General features: G+C 71.2%; 17 protein-coding genes and 1 tRNA gene. 13 read left to right on the forward strand and 5 right to left on the reverse strand.

The window, feature by feature from the left end; genetic code table 11:
- Nucleotides 1–173 precede the first annotated feature (173 nt).
- From ACFXDE_RS10320 to ACFXDE_RS10335, 4 genes are read left to right on the forward strand one after another with little or no spacing between them, the layout of a single operon-like run.
- Nucleotides 174–1,103 carry a branched-chain amino acid ABC transporter permease gene (locus ACFXDE_RS10320; protein WP_380492781.1) on the forward strand — a complete coding sequence of 310 codons (930 nt, stop codon included), beginning with the start codon at nt 174–176 and terminating at the stop codon, nt 1,101–1,103.
- Nucleotides 1,100–3,040: a branched-chain amino acid ABC transporter permease gene (locus ACFXDE_RS10325; RefSeq protein WP_380492783.1), complete on the forward strand. Its 1,941-nt coding sequence runs from the start codon at nt 1,100–1,102 to the stop codon at nt 3,038–3,040. Before ACFXDE_RS10320 ends, ACFXDE_RS10325 begins: the two co-directional genes overlap by 4 nt.
- 8 nt (nt 3,041–3,048) lie before the next feature.
- Entirely contained in the window at nt 3,049–3,888 is an 840-nt protein-coding gene (locus ACFXDE_RS10330) for an ABC transporter ATP-binding protein (protein WP_380440602.1), read from the forward strand.
- The gene (locus ACFXDE_RS10335) at nt 3,885–4,601 is read left to right on the forward strand and encodes an ABC transporter ATP-binding protein (protein ID WP_380492785.1); all 717 of its coding nucleotides are present in this window, start codon (nt 3,885–3,887) and stop codon (nt 4,599–4,601) included. The genes ACFXDE_RS10330 and ACFXDE_RS10335 overlap by 4 nt, the downstream gene beginning before the upstream one ends.
- 60 nt (nt 4,602–4,661) lie before the next feature.
- Here the strand turns inward: ACFXDE_RS10335 and ACFXDE_RS10340 are convergent, their stop codons facing one another.
- Nucleotides 4,662–5,279 carry an ANTAR domain-containing response regulator gene (locus ACFXDE_RS10340; RefSeq protein ID WP_380440485.1) on the reverse strand — a complete coding sequence of 206 codons (618 nt, stop codon included), beginning with the start codon at nt 5,277–5,279 and terminating at the stop codon, nt 4,662–4,664.
- 134 nt (nt 5,280–5,413) lie between these two features.
- Between ACFXDE_RS10340 and ACFXDE_RS10345 the strand changes: the two genes are divergently transcribed.
- A tRNA-Leu gene (locus ACFXDE_RS10345) sits at nt 5,414–5,496 on the forward strand.
- 104 nt (nt 5,497–5,600) lie between these two features.
- On the forward strand, nt 5,601–6,389 hold the full coding sequence (locus ACFXDE_RS10350; protein WP_380492787.1) for a helix-turn-helix domain-containing protein: 789 nt from the start codon (nt 5,601–5,603) through the stop codon (nt 6,387–6,389).
- A gap of 46 nt (nt 6,390–6,435) precedes the next feature.
- On the opposite strand, the gene pyk is transcribed toward ACFXDE_RS10350, so the two are convergent.
- Nucleotides 6,436–7,866 carry a pyruvate kinase gene (pyk, locus tag ACFXDE_RS10355; protein ID WP_380440491.1) on the reverse strand — a complete coding sequence of 477 codons (1,431 nt, stop codon included), beginning with the start codon at nt 7,864–7,866 and terminating at the stop codon, nt 6,436–6,438.
- Nucleotides 7,867–8,167: 301 nt separating this feature from the next.
- Here pyk and ACFXDE_RS10360 point away from each other — a divergent pair, with 301 nt between their 5' ends.
- From ACFXDE_RS10360 to ACFXDE_RS10385, 6 genes are all read left to right on the forward strand, one after another.
- On the forward strand, nt 8,168–9,259 hold the full coding sequence (locus ACFXDE_RS10360; protein ID WP_380492789.1) for a hypothetical protein: 1,092 nt from the start codon (nt 8,168–8,170) through the stop codon (nt 9,257–9,259).
- Nucleotides 9,256–10,914: an extracellular solute-binding protein gene (locus tag ACFXDE_RS10365; protein ID WP_380492791.1), complete on the forward strand. Its 1,659-nt coding sequence runs from the start codon at nt 9,256–9,258 to the stop codon at nt 10,912–10,914. Before ACFXDE_RS10360 ends, ACFXDE_RS10365 begins: the two co-directional genes overlap by 4 nt.
- Nucleotides 10,901–11,365 (forward strand): hypothetical protein, encoded by a 465-nt coding sequence (locus ACFXDE_RS10370; RefSeq protein ID WP_380492793.1) that lies wholly within the window; start codon nt 10,901–10,903, stop codon nt 11,363–11,365. The genes ACFXDE_RS10365 and ACFXDE_RS10370 overlap by 14 nt, the downstream gene beginning before the upstream one ends.
- A 238-nt stretch (nt 11,366–11,603) precedes the next feature.
- Nucleotides 11,604–13,445 (forward strand): bifunctional metallophosphatase/5'-nucleotidase, encoded by a 1,842-nt coding sequence (locus ACFXDE_RS10375; RefSeq protein WP_380492795.1) that lies wholly within the window; start codon nt 11,604–11,606, stop codon nt 13,443–13,445.
- Nucleotides 13,446–13,779: 334 nt separating this feature from the next.
- Nucleotides 13,780–14,706, forward strand: a complete 927-nt coding sequence (locus ACFXDE_RS10380) for an NADP-dependent oxidoreductase (RefSeq protein WP_380492796.1) — start codon at nt 13,780–13,782, stop codon at nt 14,704–14,706.
- A gap of 29 nt (nt 14,707–14,735) precedes the next feature.
- On the forward strand, nt 14,736–15,668 hold the full coding sequence (locus ACFXDE_RS10385; RefSeq protein ID WP_380492798.1) for an AraC family transcriptional regulator: 933 nt from the start codon (nt 14,736–14,738) through the stop codon (nt 15,666–15,668).
- 25 nt (nt 15,669–15,693) lie between these two features.
- Here the strand turns inward: ACFXDE_RS10385 and ACFXDE_RS10390 are convergent, their stop codons facing one another.
- The 3 genes from ACFXDE_RS10390 to ACFXDE_RS10400 all read right to left on the reverse strand — a co-directional run bounded on the left by ACFXDE_RS10390 (nt 15,694) and on the right by ACFXDE_RS10400 (nt 19,420).
- A complete protein-coding gene (locus ACFXDE_RS10390) occupies nt 15,694–17,151 on the reverse strand; it encodes an aldehyde dehydrogenase family protein (RefSeq protein WP_380492800.1) in 1,458 nt (485 codons plus the stop codon).
- Between the two features lie 106 nt (nt 17,152–17,257).
- Nucleotides 17,258–18,124, reverse strand: a complete 867-nt coding sequence (locus ACFXDE_RS10395; RefSeq protein ID WP_380440509.1) for a helix-turn-helix domain-containing protein — start codon at nt 18,122–18,124, stop codon at nt 17,258–17,260.
- A gap of 78 nt (nt 18,125–18,202) precedes the next feature.
- Nucleotides 18,203–19,420 carry an MFS transporter gene (locus ACFXDE_RS10400; RefSeq protein WP_380492803.1) on the reverse strand — a complete coding sequence of 406 codons (1,218 nt, stop codon included), beginning with the start codon at nt 19,418–19,420 and terminating at the stop codon, nt 18,203–18,205.
- Between the two features lie 67 nt (nt 19,421–19,487).
- Between ACFXDE_RS10400 and ACFXDE_RS10405 the strand changes: the two genes are divergently transcribed.
- On the forward strand, nt 19,488–20,459 hold the full coding sequence (locus ACFXDE_RS10405; RefSeq protein ID WP_380492805.1) for a DUF5937 family protein: 972 nt from the start codon (nt 19,488–19,490) through the stop codon (nt 20,457–20,459).
- Nucleotides 20,460–20,528: the final 69 nt, after the last annotated feature.

Raw genomic sequence — 20,528 nt, forward strand, 5'->3', positions numbered from 1 at the left:
CCCACACCCGCCGTCCCCCGGGCCCACCCTACGCACGCTTCCACCCCCGGCCCGGCCGGCCCCCCCCCGACCACCCCCCCCCCCCCCCGGGGGGGGCCGCCCGCTTCCCCCCCGCCCGCGCCCACATCCACCCACCCCACGCGGACACCCGAACGCACAACGGAGGCCCAGCGGTGCACGACCTACCGCAGCAGCTGGCCAACGGCCTGATCCTCGGAGCCCTCTACGGGCTCGTCGCGATCGGCTACACGATGGTCTACGGCATCGTCCAGCTCATCAACTTCGCCCACGGCGAGATCGTCATGGTCGGCGGCTTCGGCGCCCTGACCGCCTACCTCGCCCTCCCGGGCGGCACCACCATGTGGCTGGCCCTACCGCTGATGCTGATCGCCGGCGTCCTGGTCTCCACCCTCACCGCCGTCGCCGCCGAACGCTTCGCCTACCGGCCCCTGCGGAGCGCACCCCGCCTCGCGCCCCTCATCACCGCCATCGGGCTCTCCATCCTCCTCCAGCAGCTCGTCTTCTCCTTCTACCCGGACGCCAAGAAGGCCCGCGTCTTCCCCAAGATCCCCGGCGACCCGCTCAGCCTCGGCTCCGTCACCATCCAGCCCAGCGACCTCTTCCTCATCGCCGCGGCCCCGCTCTGCATGCTCGCCCTCGGCTGGTTCGTCACCCGCACCCGCTCCGGCCGCGCCATGCAGGCCACCAGCCAGGACCCCGACACCGCCAAGCTCATGGGCATCGACACCGACCGCATCATCGTCATGGCCTTCGCCATCGGCGCCGCGTTCGCCGCCGTCGCCGCCGTCGCCTACGGACTGCGCACCGGCCAGGTCGACTTCCGCATGGGCTTCATCCTCGGCCTCAAGGCCTTCACCGCCGCCGTCCTCGGCGGCATCGGCAACATCTACGGCGCCATGCTCGGCGGCCTCGCCCTCGGCCTCGCCGAAACCCTCGCCACCGGCTACATCCAGCACCTGCCCGGCATGCACCTCTTCGGAGGCGGCGCCTGGAAGGACGTCTGGGCCTTCGTACTCCTCATCCTCGTGCTCCTCGTCCGGCCACAAGGCCTGCTCGGCGAGCGCGTCGCGGACAGGGCGTGACCACCATGACCACCACCAGCACCGAGACCACCCCGGTCATCCCCCTGCCCGCCCGCGCCGCCACGGCCCTCACCGGCCTCGGCGCCCTCGCCACCGCCGCCTCCGCCGCCATGCCCTGGACCTGGACCAGCGACTTCCCCGGCGACCTCACCTACGCGGGCTCCCCCGCCGGCCTCCAGTGGCTCGCCCTCGTCGCCGGCGTCCTCGGCCTCGCCCTGCTGCTCGCCGGCCACGGCACCCCCGGCCTTCGCTGGGCCGCCCCCAACCGCAGCAACAACGCCGTCCTGTACGCCGCCACCGGCGCCCTCGCCGTCGCCGCCTACTCCGTCACGGCCATCTCCGTCGAACTCGGCGGCCTCGCCAACCTCGAACCCGGCGGCTGGGTCCTCGCCGCCGGCGGCCTCCTCGGCGTCCTCGGCGCCCTCGGCCTCCCCCTCGACCGGCGCACCGCCGTCCCCCTGAAAATCCTCGACCGGCGGCTCTTCCTGCTCGTCCCCGTCGCCCCCATCGGCTGGATCGGCGCCCACGCCATCCCCGCCGACCACCCCGTCGCCCCGGTGATGACCGCCCTGTCCGGCGCCCTCGCCATCGCCGCCGGCGCCGTTCTCCTCATCCAGCTCGGCCACCTCGCCAACACCTGGCTGCGCCTCGGGAAGATCGACCGGCCGCTGCCCGCGCCGCGCCAACTCCCCTCCTGGGTCGAGGTCCTGCTCATCGTCCTGGCCTTCGGAATCGGCCTGTACGCGATCACCTTCGGCATCGACACCGAGTACGGCGAACTCTTCATCGGCTACCTGCTGCTCGCCGGCCCCACCCTCGCCGCGCTCGCCAGGTCCGGCCTGCTGGGCCGGCTGCGCGCACTGACCGTCAAGTACCGCCCGGTCACCACCGGCGCCGCCTTCGCCGCCGCAGCCAGCTTCCCGTTCACCCAGAGCAGCGACCAGTACACCTCGGTCGCCACCAACATCCTGATCTTCGCCACCGTCGCCCTCGGCCTCAACATCGTCGTCGGCCTGGCCGGCCTGCTCGACCTCGGGTACGTCGCCTTCCTCGGCGTCGGCGCCTACGCCGCCGCCCTGGTCTCCGGCTCCCCCGCCTCGCCCGTCCACGTCCAGTTCCCGTTCTGGGCCGCTATGCTCACCGGCGCCGCCGCCTCCATGGTCTTCGGCGTCCTGATCGGCGCCCCCACCCTGCGGCTGCGCGGCGACTACCTCGCCATCGTCACCCTCGGCTTCGGCGAGATCTTCCGCATCAGCATGCAGAGCCTCAACGGCACCACCGGCCCCAACGTCACCAACGGCGCCAACGGCATCCCCCGCATCCCCGACCTGGAGATCCTCGGCTTCAACCTCGGCAAGTCGCACACCGTCGGCAGCTTCGAACTCGGCCGGTTCTCCAACTACTACCTGCTGATGCTGCTCGTCACGGCCCTCGTCGTGCTCGTCTTCGCGCGCGTCGGCAACTCCCGCATCGGGCGCGCGTGGGTCGCCATCCGCGAGGACGAGACCGCCGCCGAGGCCATGGGCATCAACGGCTTCCGCCTCAAGCTCCTCGCCTTCGCCCTCGGCGCCTGCCTCGCCGGCCTCGCCGGCACCGTCCAGGCCCACGTCAGCTACACCGTGACGCCCGACCAGTACACCTTCGCCGAGGCCCTCCCGCCCAACTCCGCCTTCCTCCTCGCCGCCGTCATCCTCGGCGGCATGGGCACCATCAGCGGACCCCTCGCCGGCGCCACCCTCCTCTTCCTCATCCCGAAGAAGCTCGAATTCCTCTCCGACTACCAGCTCCTCGCCTTCGGCGCCGCCCTCATCGTCCTCATGCGCGTCCGCCCCGAAGGCCTCATCCCCAACCGGCGGCAGCAGCTCGAGTTCCACGAGGCCGCCATCCCGGCCCAGCCCACGGGCGAGCCGACCGCACTCACCAAGGCAGGGGCGTGACCGACCCGATGACCACCACCGATACGCCCCCCGCCGACGCACCGAAGTCCACCGAGCCGATCCTCGACGTCACCGGCGTCACCATGCGCTTCGGCGGCCTCACCGCCGTCAACGACGTCTCCCTCACCGTCGGCGAGGGCGAGATCATCGGCCTCATCGGCCCCAACGGCGCCGGCAAGACCACCTTCTTCAACTGCCTCACCGGCCTCTACGTCCCCACCGAGGGCCAGGTCCGCTACCGGGGCACCGTCCTGCCGCCCAAACCCCACCTCGTCACCCAGGCCGGCATCGCCCGCACCTTCCAGAACATCCGGCTCTTCGCCAACATGACCGTCCTGGAGAACGTCCTCGTCGGCCGCCACACCCGCACCAAGGAAGGCCTCTTCTCCGCCATCCTCCGCGGCCCCGGGTACAAGCGCGCCGAAGCCGAGAGCCGCGAACGGGCCATGGAACTCCTCGCGTTCACCGGACTCGCCGAGAAGGCCGACCACCTCGCGCGGAACCTCCCCTACGGCGAGCAGCGCAAGCTGGAGATCGCCCGCGCCCTCGCCTCCGACCCCGGCCTCCTCCTGCTCGACGAACCCACCGCCGGCATGAACCCCCAGGAGACCCGCGCCGCCGAGGAACTCGTCTTCGCCATCCGCGACAAGGGCATCTCCATCCTCGTCATCGAGCACGACATGCGGTTCATCTTCAACCTCTGCGACCGCACCGCCGTGCTCGTCCAGGGCCAGAAGATCGTCGAGGGCGACCGCGAGACCGTCCAGAACGACGAGCGCGTCATCACCGCCTACCTCGGCGCCCCGCTGGAGGACAGCACCACCGCAACACCGGAGGACACCAAGTGACCGCGCTCCTGGAGGTCGAGGACCTCCGCGTCTCCTACGGCAAGATCGAAGCCGTCAAGGGCATCAGCTTCACCGTCAACCAGGGCGAGGTCACCACCCTCATCGGCACCAACGGCGCCGGCAAGACCACCACCCTGCGCACCCTCTCCGGCCTGCTCAGACCCACCACCGGCCGGATCACCTTCGAGGGCCGGGATCTCGCGAGCGTCCCCGCCCACAAGATCGTCGCCCTCGGCCTCGCCCACTCCCCCGAGGGCCGGCACATCTTCCCGCGCATGACCATCGAGGAGAACCTCCTCCTCGGCGCCTTCCTGCGCAGCGACACCGCCGGCATCACCGCTGACGTGGAACGGGCCTACACCCTGTTCCCGATCCTCGGCGAGCGCCGCAAGCAGGCCGCCGGCACCCTGTCCGGCGGCGAACAGCAGATGCTCGCGATGGGCCGGGCGCTGATGTCCCAGCCCAAGCTGCTGATGCTCGACGAGCCGTCGATGGGCCTGTCGCCGCTGATGATGCAGAAGATCATGGCGACGATCGTCGAACTCAAGTCGAGCGGCACGACGATCCTCCTCGTCGAACAGAACGCCCAGGCGGCGCTCTCGCTGTCCGACCGCGGCTACGTCATGGAGACCGGCCGCATCGTCCTCAGCGGCACCGGCGCCGACCTCCTGCACAACGAGTCCGTGCGCAAGGCGTACCTCGGCGAGGACTGATCCCCGCACACGGCGAAGGGCCCGGCAGAAACGATCTGCCGGGCCCTTCGCCAAGCCGTCCTACTCGGCGGGCTTGCCCTCGTCCGCCTTCTTGCGGTCCTGGGCCTCGCCCTCCTCGATGACCGCCTCGGCGACGGCGGCCATCGTCATGCGGCGGTCCATCGACGTCTTCTGGATCCACCGGAAGGCAGCCGGCTCGTTCAGCCCGAACTTCGTCTGCAGCACGCTCTTCGCCCGGTCCACCAGCTTCCGGGTCTCCAGGCGCTGCGAGAGGTCCGCGATCTCCTGCTCCAGCGTGCGCATCTCCGCGTACCGCGAAACGGCCATCTCGATCGCCGGCACCAGGTCCGCCTTGGAGAACGGCTTCACGATGTACGCCATCGCCCCGGCGTCCCGCGCCCGGTCCACCAGCTCCCGCTGCGAGAACGCGGTCAGCATCAGCACCGGAGCCAGGTGCTTCTCATGGATCTGCTCCGCTGCGGAGAGCCCGTCCAGGACCGGCATCTTCACATCGAAGATCGCCAGATCCGGCTTCAACTCCTCCACCAGCCGCACCGCCGTGGCCCCGTCCCCGGCCTCGCCGACGACGGTGTAACCCTCCTCTTCGAGCATCTCCTTGAGATCAAGACGGATCAACGCCTCGTCCTCGGCGATCACAATCCGAGTGATCTGGGGCATATCGGTCTCAAGCGGCTGTGCCTGCTCGTCGGCGGCGCTCACGTGGCTCCTCGTTCCGGCGGGGTACTGCATGCACGAGGGTACCTAGCTGCGCCCAGCAGCGCTCACGGGGTATCCTTCACGGGCGCGAACTTGCCGGGTTGGTGGAAGGGCAGACACGATCGCCTCAAAAGCGATTGTCCGAAAGGGCGTGTGGGTTCGAATCCCACACTCGGCACTGGAATTCTCCTCATATTCCCAGGTTGCGGGAAATTCACCTCATCTGGTGGATCGCATCCAAGGCGCTCACCCTCCGGCGTGACCCGCCTCAACCTGACGTACATGACGACTCTCTCCGTGCGCGAACAGGCAGTCCATCTCCTTCGCCGCGGCATCAGCAATGCCGAAGTGGCCCGCCGCCTCGGCGTCCCGAAGGGCACGGTTTCCTGGTGGAAGCACCGGGATCTGGCCAAGCAGCACAAGCTTCCCGGCCGAAAGCGCTCCACCTGTCCCCGCTGCTACGGCAGCGAGCTCGACCGCCCCGCCTACAGCTATTTGCTGGGCCTCTATCTCGGCGATGGCCACATCCTGCTGCCCAACGAGTACCGCAGAACCCAGAGCCTCCAGATCACTTGCGACGACAAGTGGCCCGGCATCATCAACTCGGTCGAGCAGGCCATGCGCCTGGTCCTTCCCAACAACAAGCCCTGCCGTGTGCGGCGCACTGGTTGCCATGACGTCAAGATCTACTCGAATCACTTGACCTGCCACTTCCCCCAACACGGCCCGGGCAAGAAGCACGAGCGCACCATAGCCCTGGAGCCCTGGCAGCAGGAGATCGTCGACGAGCACCCCTGGGAGTTCCTGCGCGGCCTCATCCACTCCGACGGCTGCCGCATCACCAACTGGGTGACCCGGACGGTAGGTGGTGTCCAGAAGCGCTACGAGTACCCCCGGTACTTCTTCACCAACACCTCGGCCGACATCATCGGCCTCTTCACCGCCACACTCGACGCCGTCGGCGTCGAGTGGAAGGCCTCAATCCCCCGCCCGACGGGCCAGGTCAACATCTCCATCGCCCGCAAGGACGACGTCGCCCTCATGGACGCCCACATCGGCCCCAAGTACTGACGGCGGCGCGGCCCTTCCGCACGAAGGGCCGCGCCGAAGTGGGGGCTCAGACGTCCAGGGTGCCCACGTGGTGGACGCGGACGAGGTTGGTGGAGCCGGCGAGGCCGGGCGGGGAGCCGGCGGTGATGATGACGATGTCGCCCTTCTGGCAGCGGCCCAGGGACAGCAGGGCGGCGTCGACCTGTTCGACCATCTGGTCGGTGGTCGGGGCGAAGGGGCCGAGGAAGGTCTCGACGCCCCAGGTGAGGGCGAGTTGGCTGCGGACGGCGGGTTCGTAGGTGAAGGCGAGGACGGGGATGGGCGAGCGGTAGCGGGTCAAGCGACGCGCGGTGTCGCCGGACTGGGTGAAGGCGATGAGGTACTTGGCGTGCAGGAAGTCGCCGATCTCGGCGGCCGCGCGGGCGACGGCGCCGCCCTGGGTGCGCGGTTTGCTGCCGATGGTCAAGGGCGGCAGGCCTGCCGCCAGGATGTCGTTCTCGGCGGCCTCGATGATGCGGCCCATGGTCTTGACGGTCTCGACGGGGTACTTGCCCACCGAGGTCTCGCCGGAGAGCATCACCGCGTCCGTCCCGTCCAGGACGGCGTTGGCGACGTCGGAGGCCTCGGCGCGGGTGGGCCGGGAGGCGTTGATCATCGAGTCGAGCATCTGGGTGGCGACGATGACCGGCTTGGCGTTGCGCTTGGCGAGCTTGACGGCGCGCTTCTGGACGAGCGGGACCTGTTCGAGGGGCATCTCCACGCCCAGGTCGCCGCGGGCCACCATGACGCCGTCGAAGGCGTCGACGATGGCTTCCAGGTTCTCGACCGCCTGCGGCTTCTCGATCTTGGCGATGACCGGGACGAACCGCCCCTCCTCGGCCATGATCCGGTGGACGTCGAGGATGTCGCGCCCGCTGCGGACGAAGGAGAGCGCGACGAGGTCGGCGCCGGTCCGCAGGCCCCACCGCAGGTCGGCGACGTCCTTGTCGCTGAGCGCGGGGACGGAGACGGCGACGCCGGGGAGGTTGAGGCCCTTGTGGTCGGAGACGAGGCCGCCTTCGATGACGATGCACCGCACGTGCGGCCCGTCGACCTCGGTGACCTCCAGGGTGACGCGGCCGTCGTCGACGAGGATGCGCTCGCCGCGCGAGACGTCGCCGGCGAGGCCCTTGTAGGTGGTGCCGCAGATGTCCTTGTCCCCCACGACGCCGTCGTCGGTGGAGATCGTGAACTCGTCGCCGCGTTCGAGGAGTACGGGCCCGTGGGCGAAGGTGTCGAGGCGGATCTTCGGGCCTTGGAGGTCGACGAGGACGCCGACGCTGCGGCCGGTCTCGTCGGCGGCCTTGCGGACGCGGCGGTAGCGCTCCTCGTGTTCGATGTGGGAGCCGTGGCTGAGGTTGAAGCGGGCGATGTCCATCCCGGCGTCGACCAGGGCCTTGATCTGGTCGTACGAGTCGGTGGCGGGCCCGAGGGTACAGACGATTTTTGCTCGGCGCATACTGCTGAGCGTAGGCATTACCGGCGCGTAACACCGACGTGGGTCCGGGCCTCGGGATGACCTTTGCCGGACGGCGAGTTGAACAATCTGACACATCCTCGGACCGGTGTGCGACGGGCCCGGTCGCGGTGCTCGCCGCCCGGTCGGCCGATGCGATTCCGTGAAGGGGAGTTCACCCCCGGTTCACCGTCGCTTCGGCCGCCGCTCCCGGCCCGGCGGGACGCTCGTCACCCGGGGACCACCCGGTTGACGTAACGGACGTAACGGACGAGGGGGGAAGCATGAGGGGGAAGCGTTCGGCATGAGACGCGCGTTGGGGGTGCTGGCGGCCTTGGTGCTGCTCGGCGGAGTGACGTACGCGCTGATCCCGGACCCGGATCCGCATCCGGGGCCCGGGCCGCTCGTCAAGGTGAACGGCCTGATCGGTTCGGAGAAGCGCGCCTTCTTCGAGAACCAGGAGGTCAAGGACGAGTTGGCGAAGCAGGGACTGGAGGTGCACGCGGACTCGACCGGTTCGTGGACGATGGTCGACCAGGCGAACCAGGCGAACATCGACTTCGCCTTCCCGGCGAGCACGTCGCCGGTGAAGGACATCCAGAAGATCTGGGGCCTCCAGGACTCGCCGCTGGTGCCGTTCTACTCGCCGCTGGTGATCGTGACGCACGAGGCCGTCGCGGCCGTGCTGAAGGCGAACGGCCTGGCGACCGAGGACGCGGGCATCGTGACGTTCCGGATGGACGCGTACCTGGAGGCGTTGCGGAACAGCAAGAAGTGGCAGGACCTGAACGGCGCGACCGCCCACCCCGAGCTGTCCGGGCGGATCTTCGTGACCACGACGGACCCGCAGAGCTCGTCGTCGGGCGCGATGTACGTCGCCCTGCTGTCGTACCTCCTCAACGGCCACCAGCCGGTGGCCGACCAGGCGGGGATCGACGCCTCGAAGGACGTCCTGCGCACCGCGACGTCCGTGCAGGGCGGCCAGAAGAGCAGCAGCGACGAGCCGTTCAAGGACTTCCTGGCGGGCGTCGGCAACCCGCTGGTGTTCGCCTACGAGTCGCAGGCCGCGCAGCTCGTGCTGAGCGGCGTGCCGACCGGCGACATGGTGGTGATGTACCCGGACTCGACGATCTACTCGGACCACACGGTGGTCGCCCGCGACGACAAGGGCGCCAAGCTGGCCGGCCTGCTCCAGGACGATCCCGAACTCCGCCGCCTGGAGGCGAAGTTCGGCTTCCGCCCGCAGGCCGACAAGGACGTGTTCGCCAAGGAGGTGAACGGCCGGAAGCCGACGTTCGCGCCGGACCTCTCGTCGGCGAAGTTGAAGCAGTGGCAGGTGCCGACCAAGGACGTCCTGCAGAAACTGGTCGCCGCGGCGAAGGGGAACGCTCAGTGAACAACCGTACCGTCCGTACGACGTGGCGCCTGGCCGCCTCCGCCGTGGCGCTCCTCGTGGCGACGGCCTGCACGTCCTCGGCGCCGAAGCCCGACCCGTCCCCCAACGCCACGGACGCTCCCGCGCCCACCGCGCGCCCGGGTGTGCTGCGGATCCTGGCGGGCAGCGAGCTGCAGGACATGGCGCCGATCCTGGAGGACGCGAAGAAGGCCACCGGGGTGACGGTCCAGTTCGCGTGGACGGGCTCGCTCGACGGCGCCGACGCCGTGTCCTCGGGCAAGGCGGACGGCAAGTACGACGCGGTGTGGTTCCCGTCGAACCAGTACCTGCGCCTGGACGGCAACGGACGGTCGAAGCTCCTGTCCGAGACCCCGGTCATGGTCTCCCCGGTGGCGGTCGGCGTGCGCTCCTCCGTCCTGGGCGACCTGGGCTGGGGGGACGGTTCGAAGGTCACCTGGGCGCAGATCGGGGACGCGGCGTCGGCCGGGAAGCTGTCGTACGGGATGTCCGATCCGTCCCGGTCGAATTCGGGCTTCTCGACGCTGGTCGCGGTGGCGTCGGCGTTCTCGGGGGCGGGGGCGGCGCTGACCGAGGAGGACGTGCAGAAGGCGACGCCGTCGCTGAAGAAGTTCTTCACCGGCCAGAAGCTGACCTCGGGCTCGTCGGGCTGGCTGGCGCAGGCGTACACCCGGGCGGAGCCGGGCAAGGTGGGGGCGCTGGTCAACTACGAGTCGGTGCTGCTGTCGATGAACAAGACGCTGCCGGCGGACCGGCAGCTGACGGTCGTGCGCCCGGTGGACGGCGTGGTGTCGGCGGACTACCCGCTGTCGCTGCTGTCGTCCAGTGCCCAGAGCGAGCGCGACTCGTTCCAGCGGCTCACGCAGTACCTGCTGACGCCGGACGTGCAGAAACGCATCTCCGAGGTGACGCTGCGCCGCCCGGTGACCCCGGGGGCCGCGGCCGCGCCGTCGTTGCCGTCCGACCGCCGCCGGGAGCTGCCGTTCCCGGGCACCCGGGCCGTCGCGGACGGGCTGCTGTCCTCGTACCAGAACGAGCTGCGCCGCCCGTCCCGGACGGTGTACGTGCTGGACACCTCCGGTTCGATGGAGGGCTCGCGGATCACGTCGCTGAAGTCCGCGCTCGGCCGCCTGACCGGCACCGACGACACCCGCGGGGTGAGCCGCTTCCGGGACCGCGAGGAGGTCACGCTGATCTCCTTCGCGTCCAAGGTGAAGTGGACGAAGACGCACGCGGTGCCGGCCTCCGGCAGCCGGCCGGGGCCCGAGGCGGAGCTGGGGTCGATCAACGCGGACGTGCAGTCCTTGTCGGCCGACGGCGGCACGGCGCTGTACGACGCGCTGGAGGAGGCGTACCGGGTGATCGACCGGCAGCAGAAGGCGGCCGGGGACGACCGGTTCACCTCGATCGTGCTGATGACGGACGGGGAGAGCAACGAGGGCGCCACGGACGGGGACTTCAAGAAGTTCCACGACGCGCTGGCGGCCGGGCCGAAGGCGATCCCGGTCTTCCCGATCAAGTTCGGCGAGGCGGCGGTGAGCCAGCTGCAGGGGATCGCGGACGAGAGCGGCGGCAAGCTCTTCGACGGGACGAGCTCGCTGGACGGCGTGTTCGAGGAGATCCGTGGCTACCAGTGACGGGCCCGGCCGGCAGGCCTTGAAGTACCTGGAGTCGGGCCGGAACCTGGTCGGCTGCGCGGGCGGCGCGATCGGGCTGGGGCTGCACTTCGCGGGCCTGGGCGGGGCGTGGTGGCCGGGGGTGGTGGCGGGCCTGTACGCGGCGGGCGCGCTGCTCGCGCCCGGGCCGAAGGACGACCCGCCGGAGCACCCCGAGCTGGACGCCCTGGTCGCCTACCTGCGGGCCGTCCCGCTGCCGCCCGCCGCCCGGGTGGACGGCCTGCTGGAGGCGCTGCGCGCCGCCGGGCCGGGCCCGGCGGCCGGGCGGCGGATCGTGCGGGACGGCCTGCCGCTGGCCGTGGCCGGCTACCTGCGGGCCCGCACGTGGCAGCCGTGGGCGGGCGCGGACGGTCCGGATCCGGAGGCCGAACTCGCGCGCGAGGTGGGGCTGCTGAGCGCACAACTCGGCTGATTTCCGCCTTTACCACTCGCAGGCCCCGTGCACTCACGTCACGAACGAGTCGCCAAGATCTCACCTGTTGGAAACGTCGGAGGGCTATCCAACCGCCCGCGCGCACGGCACACTTCTACGCGCGTCCTTCTACGCGCGTCAAACGGGGTTGTACGGAGTTGCACGGGGGTTTCACGCCACACCGGGCCCGGTTGACGGTCCATTCGCCAGCAAGTCCCCCCACTCGGGAGAGTCGTCGATGTCCCTGAACCGCCGTGACTTCGTCACCCGGTCCGCCGCCACCGCCGCCGGTGCCGCCCTGGCCGGCGGCACCGCCTTCGCCGCCGCCCCCGCCGCCGCGGCCGCCGAGCCGGACACCGCGCAGGCCAAGGGCACCAAGCACCGCGGCGAAGACCGCAAGCAGGCCTTCACCGTCATGGGCACCACCGACCTGCACGGCCGGGTGCTCAACTGGGACTACTTCACCGACGCCGAGTACGTCGACAAGGCGCACAACGCGGTGGGCCTCGCCAGGATCTCCACGCTGGCCAACCAGGTCCGCGAGGAGAAGGGCTGGGACCGCTGCCTGCTGATCGACTCCGGCGACATCATCCAGGGCACCCAGCTCACCTACTACTACGCCCGGGTCGAGCCGATCGCCACCGACGGCGACAACGTGCCGGACCACCCGATGGCCGTCGCCATGAACCTCATGGGCTACGACGCCGCCGCGCTCGGCAACCACGAGTTCAACTACGGCATCCCGACCGTGAAGGCCTTCGAGGACCAGCTGGAGTTCCCGCTGCTCGGCGCCAACGCCCTGCACGCGAAGAACGAGAAGCCCGCCTTCAAGCCGTACGTGATCAAGGAGGTGTGGCTGGACGAGGACACCCCGATCAAGGTCGGCATCCTCGGCCTCACCAACCCGGGCATCGCGATCTGGGACAAGGCCAACGTCAGCGGCCAGATGGTCTTCCCGGGCATCGTCGAGACCGCCGCGAAGTACGTGCCCCGGATGAAGGCCGCGGGCGCGGACGTCATCGTCGTCTCCGCCCACTCCGGCATCGACGAGGCCACCACCTACGGCGACCAGCTCCCCTGGCCCGAGGACGCCTCCGGCGAGATGGCCGAGAAGGTCCCGGACATCGACGCGGTGCTCGTCGGCCACACCCACAAGGAGGTGCCGCAGCGCCTCATCGTCAACAAGAAGACCGGCAAGACGGTCGTGCTGTCCGAGCCGCTGTGCTGGGGCCAGCGCCTGAGCTGCTTCGACTTCGAGGTCGAGCTCGTCGACGGCGCCTGGAAGGTGCTGTCGGTCTCCTCGCGCGTGCTGAACTCCAACACCGTGCCGGAGAACCCGGAGATCTCGAACGCCATCACCGACCAGCACAAGAAGGTCGTGGCGTACGTCAACCAGAACATCGGCACCAGCAAGATCGAGCTGTCGATCGCCGACGCCCGGTTCAAGTCGACCCCCATCGTCGACCTGATCGGCAAGGTGCAGGCCGACGCGGTGAAGGCGGCGCTGGCGGGCGGGCAGTACGCCAACCTGCCGGTGCTCGCGCAGGCCGCGCCGTTCAACCGCACCGCGATGATCCCGGCCGGCCAGGTCAAGCTGCGCGACGCGGCCGGCCTGTACATCTACGAGAACACCCTGGAGGCCCGCATCCTGACGGGCGCCCAGCTCAAGGACTACCTGGAGTTCTCGGCCAAGTACTTCAACCAGCTCGCCGCGGGCGCCCCGGTCAACAAGGACACCCTGACCAACGCCGAGGACACCCCGGACTACAACTACGACTCGATCTACGGCCTGAGCTACGACATCGACGTCTCGCAGCCGAAGGGCAGCCGGATCGTCAACCTGTCCTACCAGGGCAAGCCGATCGACCCGGCCGCCCAGTTCGTCCTCGCGGTCAACAACTACCGCGCCAACGGCGGCGGCAACTTCCCGCACGTCGCGACCGCCAAGGCGGTCTGGGCGAACTCCGACGAGATCCGCAACACGATGATCGCCTGGGTGAAGGCCAAGGGCGTCATCGACCCGGCCGACTTCTTCACCAACTCCTGGCGCCTGGTCCGCGCCGGCCAGCCGGTCTTCTAAGCCCCACCACGAAGGCCGCCGCCCCGGACACCACGTCCCGGGGCGGCGGCCTTCGACACGTCCGCGGCGGAAGAATCCGAGCCGTCCGACAGCGGCTACCACCAGTGCTGGAAGGGCACGTTCGGCGACCGCGTGCCGATCCCCGCCCCCTTCGGCTTCGAGCTCGCCACCGACGCCCGCCTCCGCTATCCCGCCTGATCGATCGAGCCTCCCGACGAGACGACGGGACATCTTCCGAAGACTTGAGGATATTCATCCGCTCGTTCGATCTCCCTACCGTGGAGGCATCGCGAACGGCCCGGCGGACGGGCCGGCCACGGACAGGGAGAGTTCGATGCGTGCAGTGATCCAGAAGGCGTTCGGCGGGCCCGAGGTGCTGGAGGTGGCCGAGGTGGAGCGGCCGCAGCTGTTGAGCGGGGAGGTGCTGGTGCGGGTGCGGGCCAGTGCGGTGAACCCGGCGGACATCGCGGTGCGGTCGGGGGCGTTCCCGCTGCTCGGGGAGCCGCCGTTCGGGGTCGGGTGGGACGTGTCCGGGGTGGTCGAGGAGGCCGCGCCCGGGGCCCGGTACCGGGTGGGCGAGGAGGTGTACGGGATGCCGTTCTTCCCGCGCGCCGCCACCGGCTACGCCGAGTACGTCGCCGCGCCCTCGCGCCAGCTGGCCCGCAAGCCCGCGACGCTCGACCACGTGCAGGCGGCGGCCCTGCCGCTGGCCGCGCTGACGGCCTGGCAGGGCCTGGTGGACCTGGCCGGCGTCACGAAGGGACAGCGGGTGCTGGTCCACCGGGCCGCGGGCGGCGTCGGCCACCTCGCCGTGCAGATCGCCAAGGCCCGCGGCGCGTACGTGATCGCGCTGGCGAGCGAGCCCAAGCACGCGTTCGTGCAGGGGCTCGGTGCGGACGAGGTGATCGACTACCGCACCACCGACTACACCGAGGCGGTCTCGGACGTCGACGTCGTCTTCGACTCGTCCTCCGAGGGCACCAGGGCGTTGGAGGTGCTGAAGCCCGGCGGCACGCTGGTCACGATCATGGAGCACTGGAACAAGGACCTCGCCGCCGAGATCGAGGCCGCCGGCCGCCGCTTCGCCGGGGTGTCGGTGGAGCCGGACTACGCCGGCCTGGAGGCGATCGCCGCGCTGGTGGACGAGGGCCTGGTCCGTCCGCACGTCTCGGCGACGTTCCCGCTGGCGGAGGCCGGCCGGGCGCACGAGCTGGTGGCGTCCGGTAGCGTCCGGGGCAAGGTCGTCCTGACCGTCGACTGAACGGTACGAACGGGGAGAAGGGCCGGGAGTTGGACATCCTGACCGAGGCGCTGGGCTCGATGCGCACGGCGCACCCCGCGTCCGTCCGCACCGAGGGCCGTGCCCCCTGGGGCCTGCGGCTGCCGCCGGTGATGGGCGCCGGGTTCCACGTGGTGCTGCACGGCACGTGCTGGCTGGTGCCGCAGGACGGCCGCGCGGAGCCGCTGATGCTCGGCACGGGGGACGTCGTCTTCATGCGGGACGGCAGGGGCCACGTCCTGGCCGACCACCCGGACACCCCGGCGCTCGACGCGTCGGCCTACCGGGTGGAGGAGAGCCTGCCGATCGGCACGCTCTCGCTGGGCGGCGGCGACGGCGCCCGCACCAGCCTGCTGTGCGGCAGCTACCACCTGGACCAGGGCCGCCCGCACCCGCTGGTGCGCCAGCTGCCGGAGCTGATCCACCTGGCGAGCGGGCGCGGCTCGCACCCCGAACTGGACGCCGCCGTGCGGCTGTTGGGCGCCGAGCTGGAGCGCCCGCGGATCGGCTCGGCCGGGATCGTGCCGGCGCTGGTCGACGCGCTGCTGCTGTACATCCTGCGCGCCTGGTTCGAGGCGCAGCCGCCCGCGACGGCCGCCGGGTGGGCGGCCGCGCTGGGCGATTCGGCGGTGGCGCCGGCGCTGGCGGCGATCCACGGCGCGCCGGCGACGGCGTGGACGGTGGAGGCGCTGGCGGGGCGTTCGGGCCTGTCCCGGGCGGCGTTCGCCCGCCGGTTCAGCTCGATGGTGGGCGAGCCGCCGATGGCGTACCTGACGCGGTGGCGGATGACGACGGCGGCGCGTCTGCTGCGGGAGTCGGACGCGCCGCTGACGGCGGTGGCGGCGCAGGCGGGCTACGGCTCGGAGTACGCGTTCGCGAAGGCGTTCAAGCGGGAGTACGGGCGGGCTCCCGGCGGTTACCGCCGGGAGGCCCGGGCCGCTTGACCGCGGCAGCGGCAGCGGCAGCGGATCAGAACGGGAAGCGGCTGCGCCCGTGCTGGATCGAGATCCACTTCACCGTGGTGAACGCGTCGACCGTGTACTCGCCGTTGAGCCGTCCGACGCCGGAGTTCTTCTCGCCGCCGAAGGGCACGATCGGCTCGTCGGCGATGGTCCCGTCGTTGACGTGGATCATGCCGGTCTCGATCCGCTTGGCCACCCGCACGCCACGCTCGACGTCGCCGGTGTGCACGGCGCCGCTGAGGCCGAAGGGGGTGTCGTTGGCGATGCGGACGGCCTCGTCCTCGCCGTCGACGGGCACCACGAGGACGACGGGGCCGAAGAGTTCGCGCTGGAGGATGGGCGAGTCCGCGGGGACGTCGGTGAGGACGACGGGGTCCATGAGGCTGCCGACGGTGGCGCCGCGCAGGAGGACGGTGGCGCCGGCCTCGACGGCCTGGTCGACCTGGGCGTTGATGGAGTCGGCCTGGACGGGGTTGATGAGCGGGCCGATCTGGGTGGCCGGGTCCCTGGGGTCGCCGACGGTGAGCGAGGCGATCTTGGCGACGAACTTCTCGGTGAACTCGGCGACGACGCCGCGGTCGACGAGCACCCGGTTGGCGGCCATGCAGACCTGGCCCTGGTGGGCGAAGCGGCTGAACACGGCGGCGTCGACGGCGTAGTCGAGGTCCGCGTCGTCGAGGACGACGAGGGCGCTGTTGCCGCCGAGTTCGAGGACGGTGCGCTTGAAGTGGGAGGCGGCGACGGTGGCGACGTGGCGGCCGACCTTGTCCGAGCCGGTGAAGGAGATGACCTTGGGCACCGGGTGCTCGATGAAGGCGTCGCCGATCTCGGCGATGTCGGTGACGACGACGTTGAGCAGCCCGGCGGGCAGTCCGGCGTCGGCGAAGATCTTGGCGAGGAGGGTGCCGCCGACGACCGGGGTCTCCTGGTGCGGCTTGAGCACGACGCCGTTGCCGAGCGCGAGGGCGGGACCGACGGCCTTGAGGGACAGGAACAGCGGGAAGTTGAACGGGCTGATCACGCCGACGACGCCGACGGGCAGCCGGTAGAGGCGGTTCTCCTTGCCGTCGACGGGCGAGGGCAGCAGGCGGCCCTCGGCGAGCAGGGAGAGCTGCATGCACTCGCGCAGCATGTCCTTGGTGAGGGAGAGTTCGAAGCCGGCCTTGAGGGCGGTACCGCCGAGTTCGGCCATGATGGCGCGGGTGATCTCGTCCTCGCGCTCCTCGACGAGGCGCAGCGCGCGCTCGAACACGAGCCGGCGGGCGTAGGGGTTGGTGGCGGCCCATTCCTTCTGGGCGCGGGCGGCGGCGCGGTAGGCCCGGTCGACCTGTTCGACGGTGGCGACGGTGACGGTGGCGAGTTTGTCGCCGGTGTAGGGGTCGACGTCGACGATGTCCCAGGAGCCGTCGCCGGCCAGCCATTCGCCGTCGATGTACTGCGCCGCCAACTCGGAGAAGTACGACATCCGATCCCTCTCGTGCCTGAGACGCGTGCCCAGGAGATCGCGCCTGGCACGGTTCGGTGTGGAACGCCTTTGATCAGATCTGATCGGTGCTCATCGTACTGATGGACTAAAGCTCTTGGCGTACGGAGCGCAGAAGTTCCCGGGTCGGTTCGGCGCCGAGGCTGTCGGCGAGGAGGCCTTCCATGGCGCCGGTGTACTCGGCGACCTCGGCGGGCTTGTCGAGGTAGAGCGCGGTGGTGAACTGCTCCAGGTAGACGACGTCGGGCAGTTCGGGTTCGGCGAAGCCGAGCACGGTGAACGCGCCGCCCTCGGCGCGCAGTCCGCCGAAGCCCAGCGGCATCACCTGGAGGTCGACGTTGGGCAGGTCGGTGAGGTCGAGCATCCGGTCGATCTGGGCCCGCATCAGTTCCGGTCCGCCCCAGGGGCGGCGCAGCGCGGCCTCGTCGAGGACGGCGAGCAGGTGGGGGGCGCGGTCGGCGGTGAGGACGGCCTGGCGTTTGAGGCGGACCTCGACGCGGCGTTCGATCTCGTCGGGTTCGGTGACGTGGCCGCCGGCGGCGATGACGGCGCGGGCGTAGTCGGGGGTCTGGAGGAGCCCGTGGACGAACTGGACCTCGTAGCTGCGGATCTCGGTGGCGGCCTCCTCCAGGCCGACGTAGTTCTGGAACCAGGGGGGCAGCACGTCGCCGTAGCCGTGCCACCAGGAGGTGGCGTTGGCGTCGCGGACGAGGCCGAGGACGCCGGCCCGCTCGTGTTCGGCGTCGACGCCGTAGAGGGTGAGCAGGTCGGCGACGTCGCGTTCCTTGAAGCCGACGCGGCCGAGCTCCATGCGGCTGATCTTGGACTCGGAGGCGCGGATCGAGTAGCCGGCCTCCTCGCGGCTGACGCCCCTGGCCTCGCGGAGTTTGCGCAGGTGTGATCCCAGCAGCAGGCGCCGCACCGTCGCGCCTCCGCCTGCCTGAGTCGTGCTCATCGCGTCAACCTCCGCACTCGCGCAGCCCCCCGGCCGTCGGCCGCAGTCTGCCATCTGGCACCGACGAACAACAGTCCGTCAGGCGGTGCGTTCCAGCCGTAGCAGCGCGGGCACGGCGGCGGCGCTGAGGGCGAGCAGGAAGAGCCAGGGCAGGGCGGCGGCGCGGGCGAGGAGCAGGGTGAGCAGGGCGGGGGCGACGGCCTGGCCGACGTTCCAGGAGAGTTGGTAGAGGGCGAGGTAGCGGCCGCGCCGCTCGGGGTCGGCGAGGGAGACGCTGAGATCCTCGCGGAAGGGGGTGGCGACGGTCTCGGCGAGGTTGTAGACGGCCATGGCGGCGAAGAGTCCGGCGAGGACGGCCCAGCCGGGGGCGGCGGCGACGAGGGCGAAGAGGCCGAAGGCGAGCGCGTTGAGCAGGGCGCCGGCGGCGACGACCCGGGTGGGGCGGAAGCGTTCGAGCCGGCGGGCGACGGCGTTCTGGGTGAGCACCACCTGGACGCCGTTGAGGACGAGCAGCGCGCCGGCCGTCCACGCGTCGCGGTGCAGGCCGGCGGTGAGGTAGGCGGCGAGCAGCACGCTGAGGACCATCGAGGCGAGGACGAAGGTCAGGTTGACGGCGATCAGCAGCAGGTAGCGCCGGTCGCGCAGGACGGCGCCGTAGCCGCCGGAGGCGGCCGTGCGGGCCTGCGGGGGCAGGGCGGCCCCGGCGGGCCGCCAGGTGGCCAGCAGGGCCGCGGCGAGGGCGTAGCTGGCCGCGTTGAGCCCGACCAGGAGCCGCAGGGCGCCGCCGTCGGCGACCAGGACGGCGCCGAGCGCGCCGCCGAGGCCGAGTCCGGCGTTGCGCAGGGTCTGGACGAGCGCGAACCAGCGCGGGCGCTGCCCCTCGTCGGCGGCGAGGACGACCAGGCCGGTGCTGGAGGTCCAGTAGGCGGCGTGGCCGGCCTGGGCGAGCAGGCAGACCAGCACGATCTGCCAGGCCTGGTGGGCGAGCAGGAAGCCGCCGTAGGCGAGGGCGGAGAGCGCGTTGCCGGCGGTGGCGACCGCGCGGGCGCCGTACCGGTCGAGCAGCGGGCCGACGGCGACGGCGGTGGGCAGGGCGAGCAGGCGCGCGGTGGAGACGGCGGCGCCGACGGCGGCGACGGACAGGCCGGTGGTGCCCGCGAAGTAGACGAGGGTGAAGGCGAGGATCAGTCCGGTGCCGAGGCTGTCGATGACGTGGGCGCCGATCAGGCGGGCGCGGCCGGCGGTGGCGGGCAGGCCGAGGCGGTCGCGCAGCGGGGGCGCGGTGACGGTGGTCATGGACCGAGCGTCCCTGGCATGATCGCCACCGCCCACTGATTCCACCAGGATCGAATCCTCACCGGAGGTGCCCGTGCTGACCTGGGAGTTCTCGGCGCAGGACCTGGCCCGCACGCGCTTCGCCCGTTCCCCGCTGACCGAGGTCGTGACGAGCGTCGAGGTGCTCAAGGACCCGGGCCGGCAGGCCGCGCACCTGCCGTGGGTGCGCGGGGCCCGGCAGCGGCTGGAGGGGGTCGGCTGGGAGCTGTTGTCGGCGCTGGTGCGGCTGCCGACGGTGTACGTGCCGGACTTCCTGACCCCGGTGCCGCCGGACGCGGACGGGACGTTCGAGGGGCAGACGGCCGTGCTGGCGGCCACCGACCCGGCCGTGGTGCGCCGCGACCTCGGCCGGCTCGACGGCGAACTCCACCCGCTGGTCGCCGAGTTGGCGCGGGACCCGGAGGCCGGCCTGGAGCGGCTGACGGCCGAGGTACGGGCGTACTGGGATGCGGCGATCGCCCCGCACTGGCCGCGGATGCAGCGGCTCGTCGACGGGGAGGTCCTGCGCCGCGGCCGGCAGATGTCGGCGGGCGGCCCGGCGGCGCTCTTCGCGGACCTGCACCCGCGGGTGTCCTGGGAGCACGACACCCTGCGGATCGGGCACCGGATCGACGTCCACCGGCGGCTGGACGGTGAGCGCGGCCTGGTCCTGCTGCCGACGGTCTTCGCCTGGCCGGGCGTGTTCTCCCAGCAGAACCCGCCGTGGCAGCCCGCCCTGGTCTACCCGCCGCGCGGGGTCGCGACGCTGTGGGAGGCGGCGGCCACCCCCGTCCCCGAGGGCCTGGCCCGCGTGCTCGGCCGCACCCGCGCCCGGCTGCTCGCCGAGCTGGACTCCCCCGCCTCGACCACCGAGCTCGCCGCCCGGACCGGCCTGTCCGCCCCGAACGTCTCCCACCACCTGGGCGCCCTGCACGACGCCGGCCTCCTGGCCCGCCACCGCACCGGCCGCACCGTCCTGTACACCCGTACCGGGGCGGCGGACCTGCTGCTGCGCCCGTGACGAAGCGGAACGCGCCCCACCCCGTGGCCGAAACCCACCAACCACCGTGCGGCAGAAGAGACTTCACGC

Origin of the sequence: Kitasatospora sp. NPDC059408, from assembly GCF_042751525.1 — a bacterium.
GTDB lineage: Bacteria > Actinomycetota > Actinomycetes > Streptomycetales > Streptomycetaceae > Kitasatospora.

Bases quoted from the DNA above. Each gene is read 5' to 3' on its own strand.
- ACFXDE_RS10400 (WP_380492803.1), bottom strand. From the start codon at position 19,420: ATGACCACCGTCACCGCGCCCCCGCTGCGCGACCGCCTCGGCCTGCCC.
- ACFXDE_RS10375 (WP_380492795.1), top strand. From the start codon at position 11,604: ATGTCCCTGAACCGCCGTGACTTCGTCACCCGGTCCGCCGCCACCGCC.
- ACFXDE_RS10330 (WP_380440602.1), top strand. From the start codon at position 3,049: ATGACCACCACCGATACGCCCCCCGCCGACGCACCGAAGTCCACCGAG.
- ACFXDE_RS10340 (WP_380440485.1), bottom strand. From the start codon at position 5,279: ATGCCCCAGATCACTCGGATTGTGATCGCCGAGGACGAGGCGTTGATC.
- pyk (WP_380440491.1), bottom strand. From the start codon at position 7,866: ATGCGCCGAGCAAAAATCGTCTGTACCCTCGGGCCCGCCACCGACTCG.
- ACFXDE_RS10360 (WP_380492789.1), top strand. From the start codon at position 8,168: ATGAGACGCGCGTTGGGGGTGCTGGCGGCCTTGGTGCTGCTCGGCGGA.
- ACFXDE_RS10390 (WP_380492800.1), bottom strand. From the start codon at position 17,151: ATGTCGTACTTCTCCGAGTTGGCGGCGCAGTACATCGACGGCGAATGG.
- ACFXDE_RS10380 (WP_380492796.1), top strand. From the start codon at position 13,780: ATGCGTGCAGTGATCCAGAAGGCGTTCGGCGGGCCCGAGGTGCTGGAG.
- ACFXDE_RS10350 (WP_380492787.1), top strand. From the start codon at position 5,601: ATGACGACTCTCTCCGTGCGCGAACAGGCAGTCCATCTCCTTCGCCGC.
- ACFXDE_RS10395 (WP_380440509.1), bottom strand. From the start codon at position 18,124: ATGAGCACGACTCAGGCAGGCGGAGGCGCGACGGTGCGGCGCCTGCTG.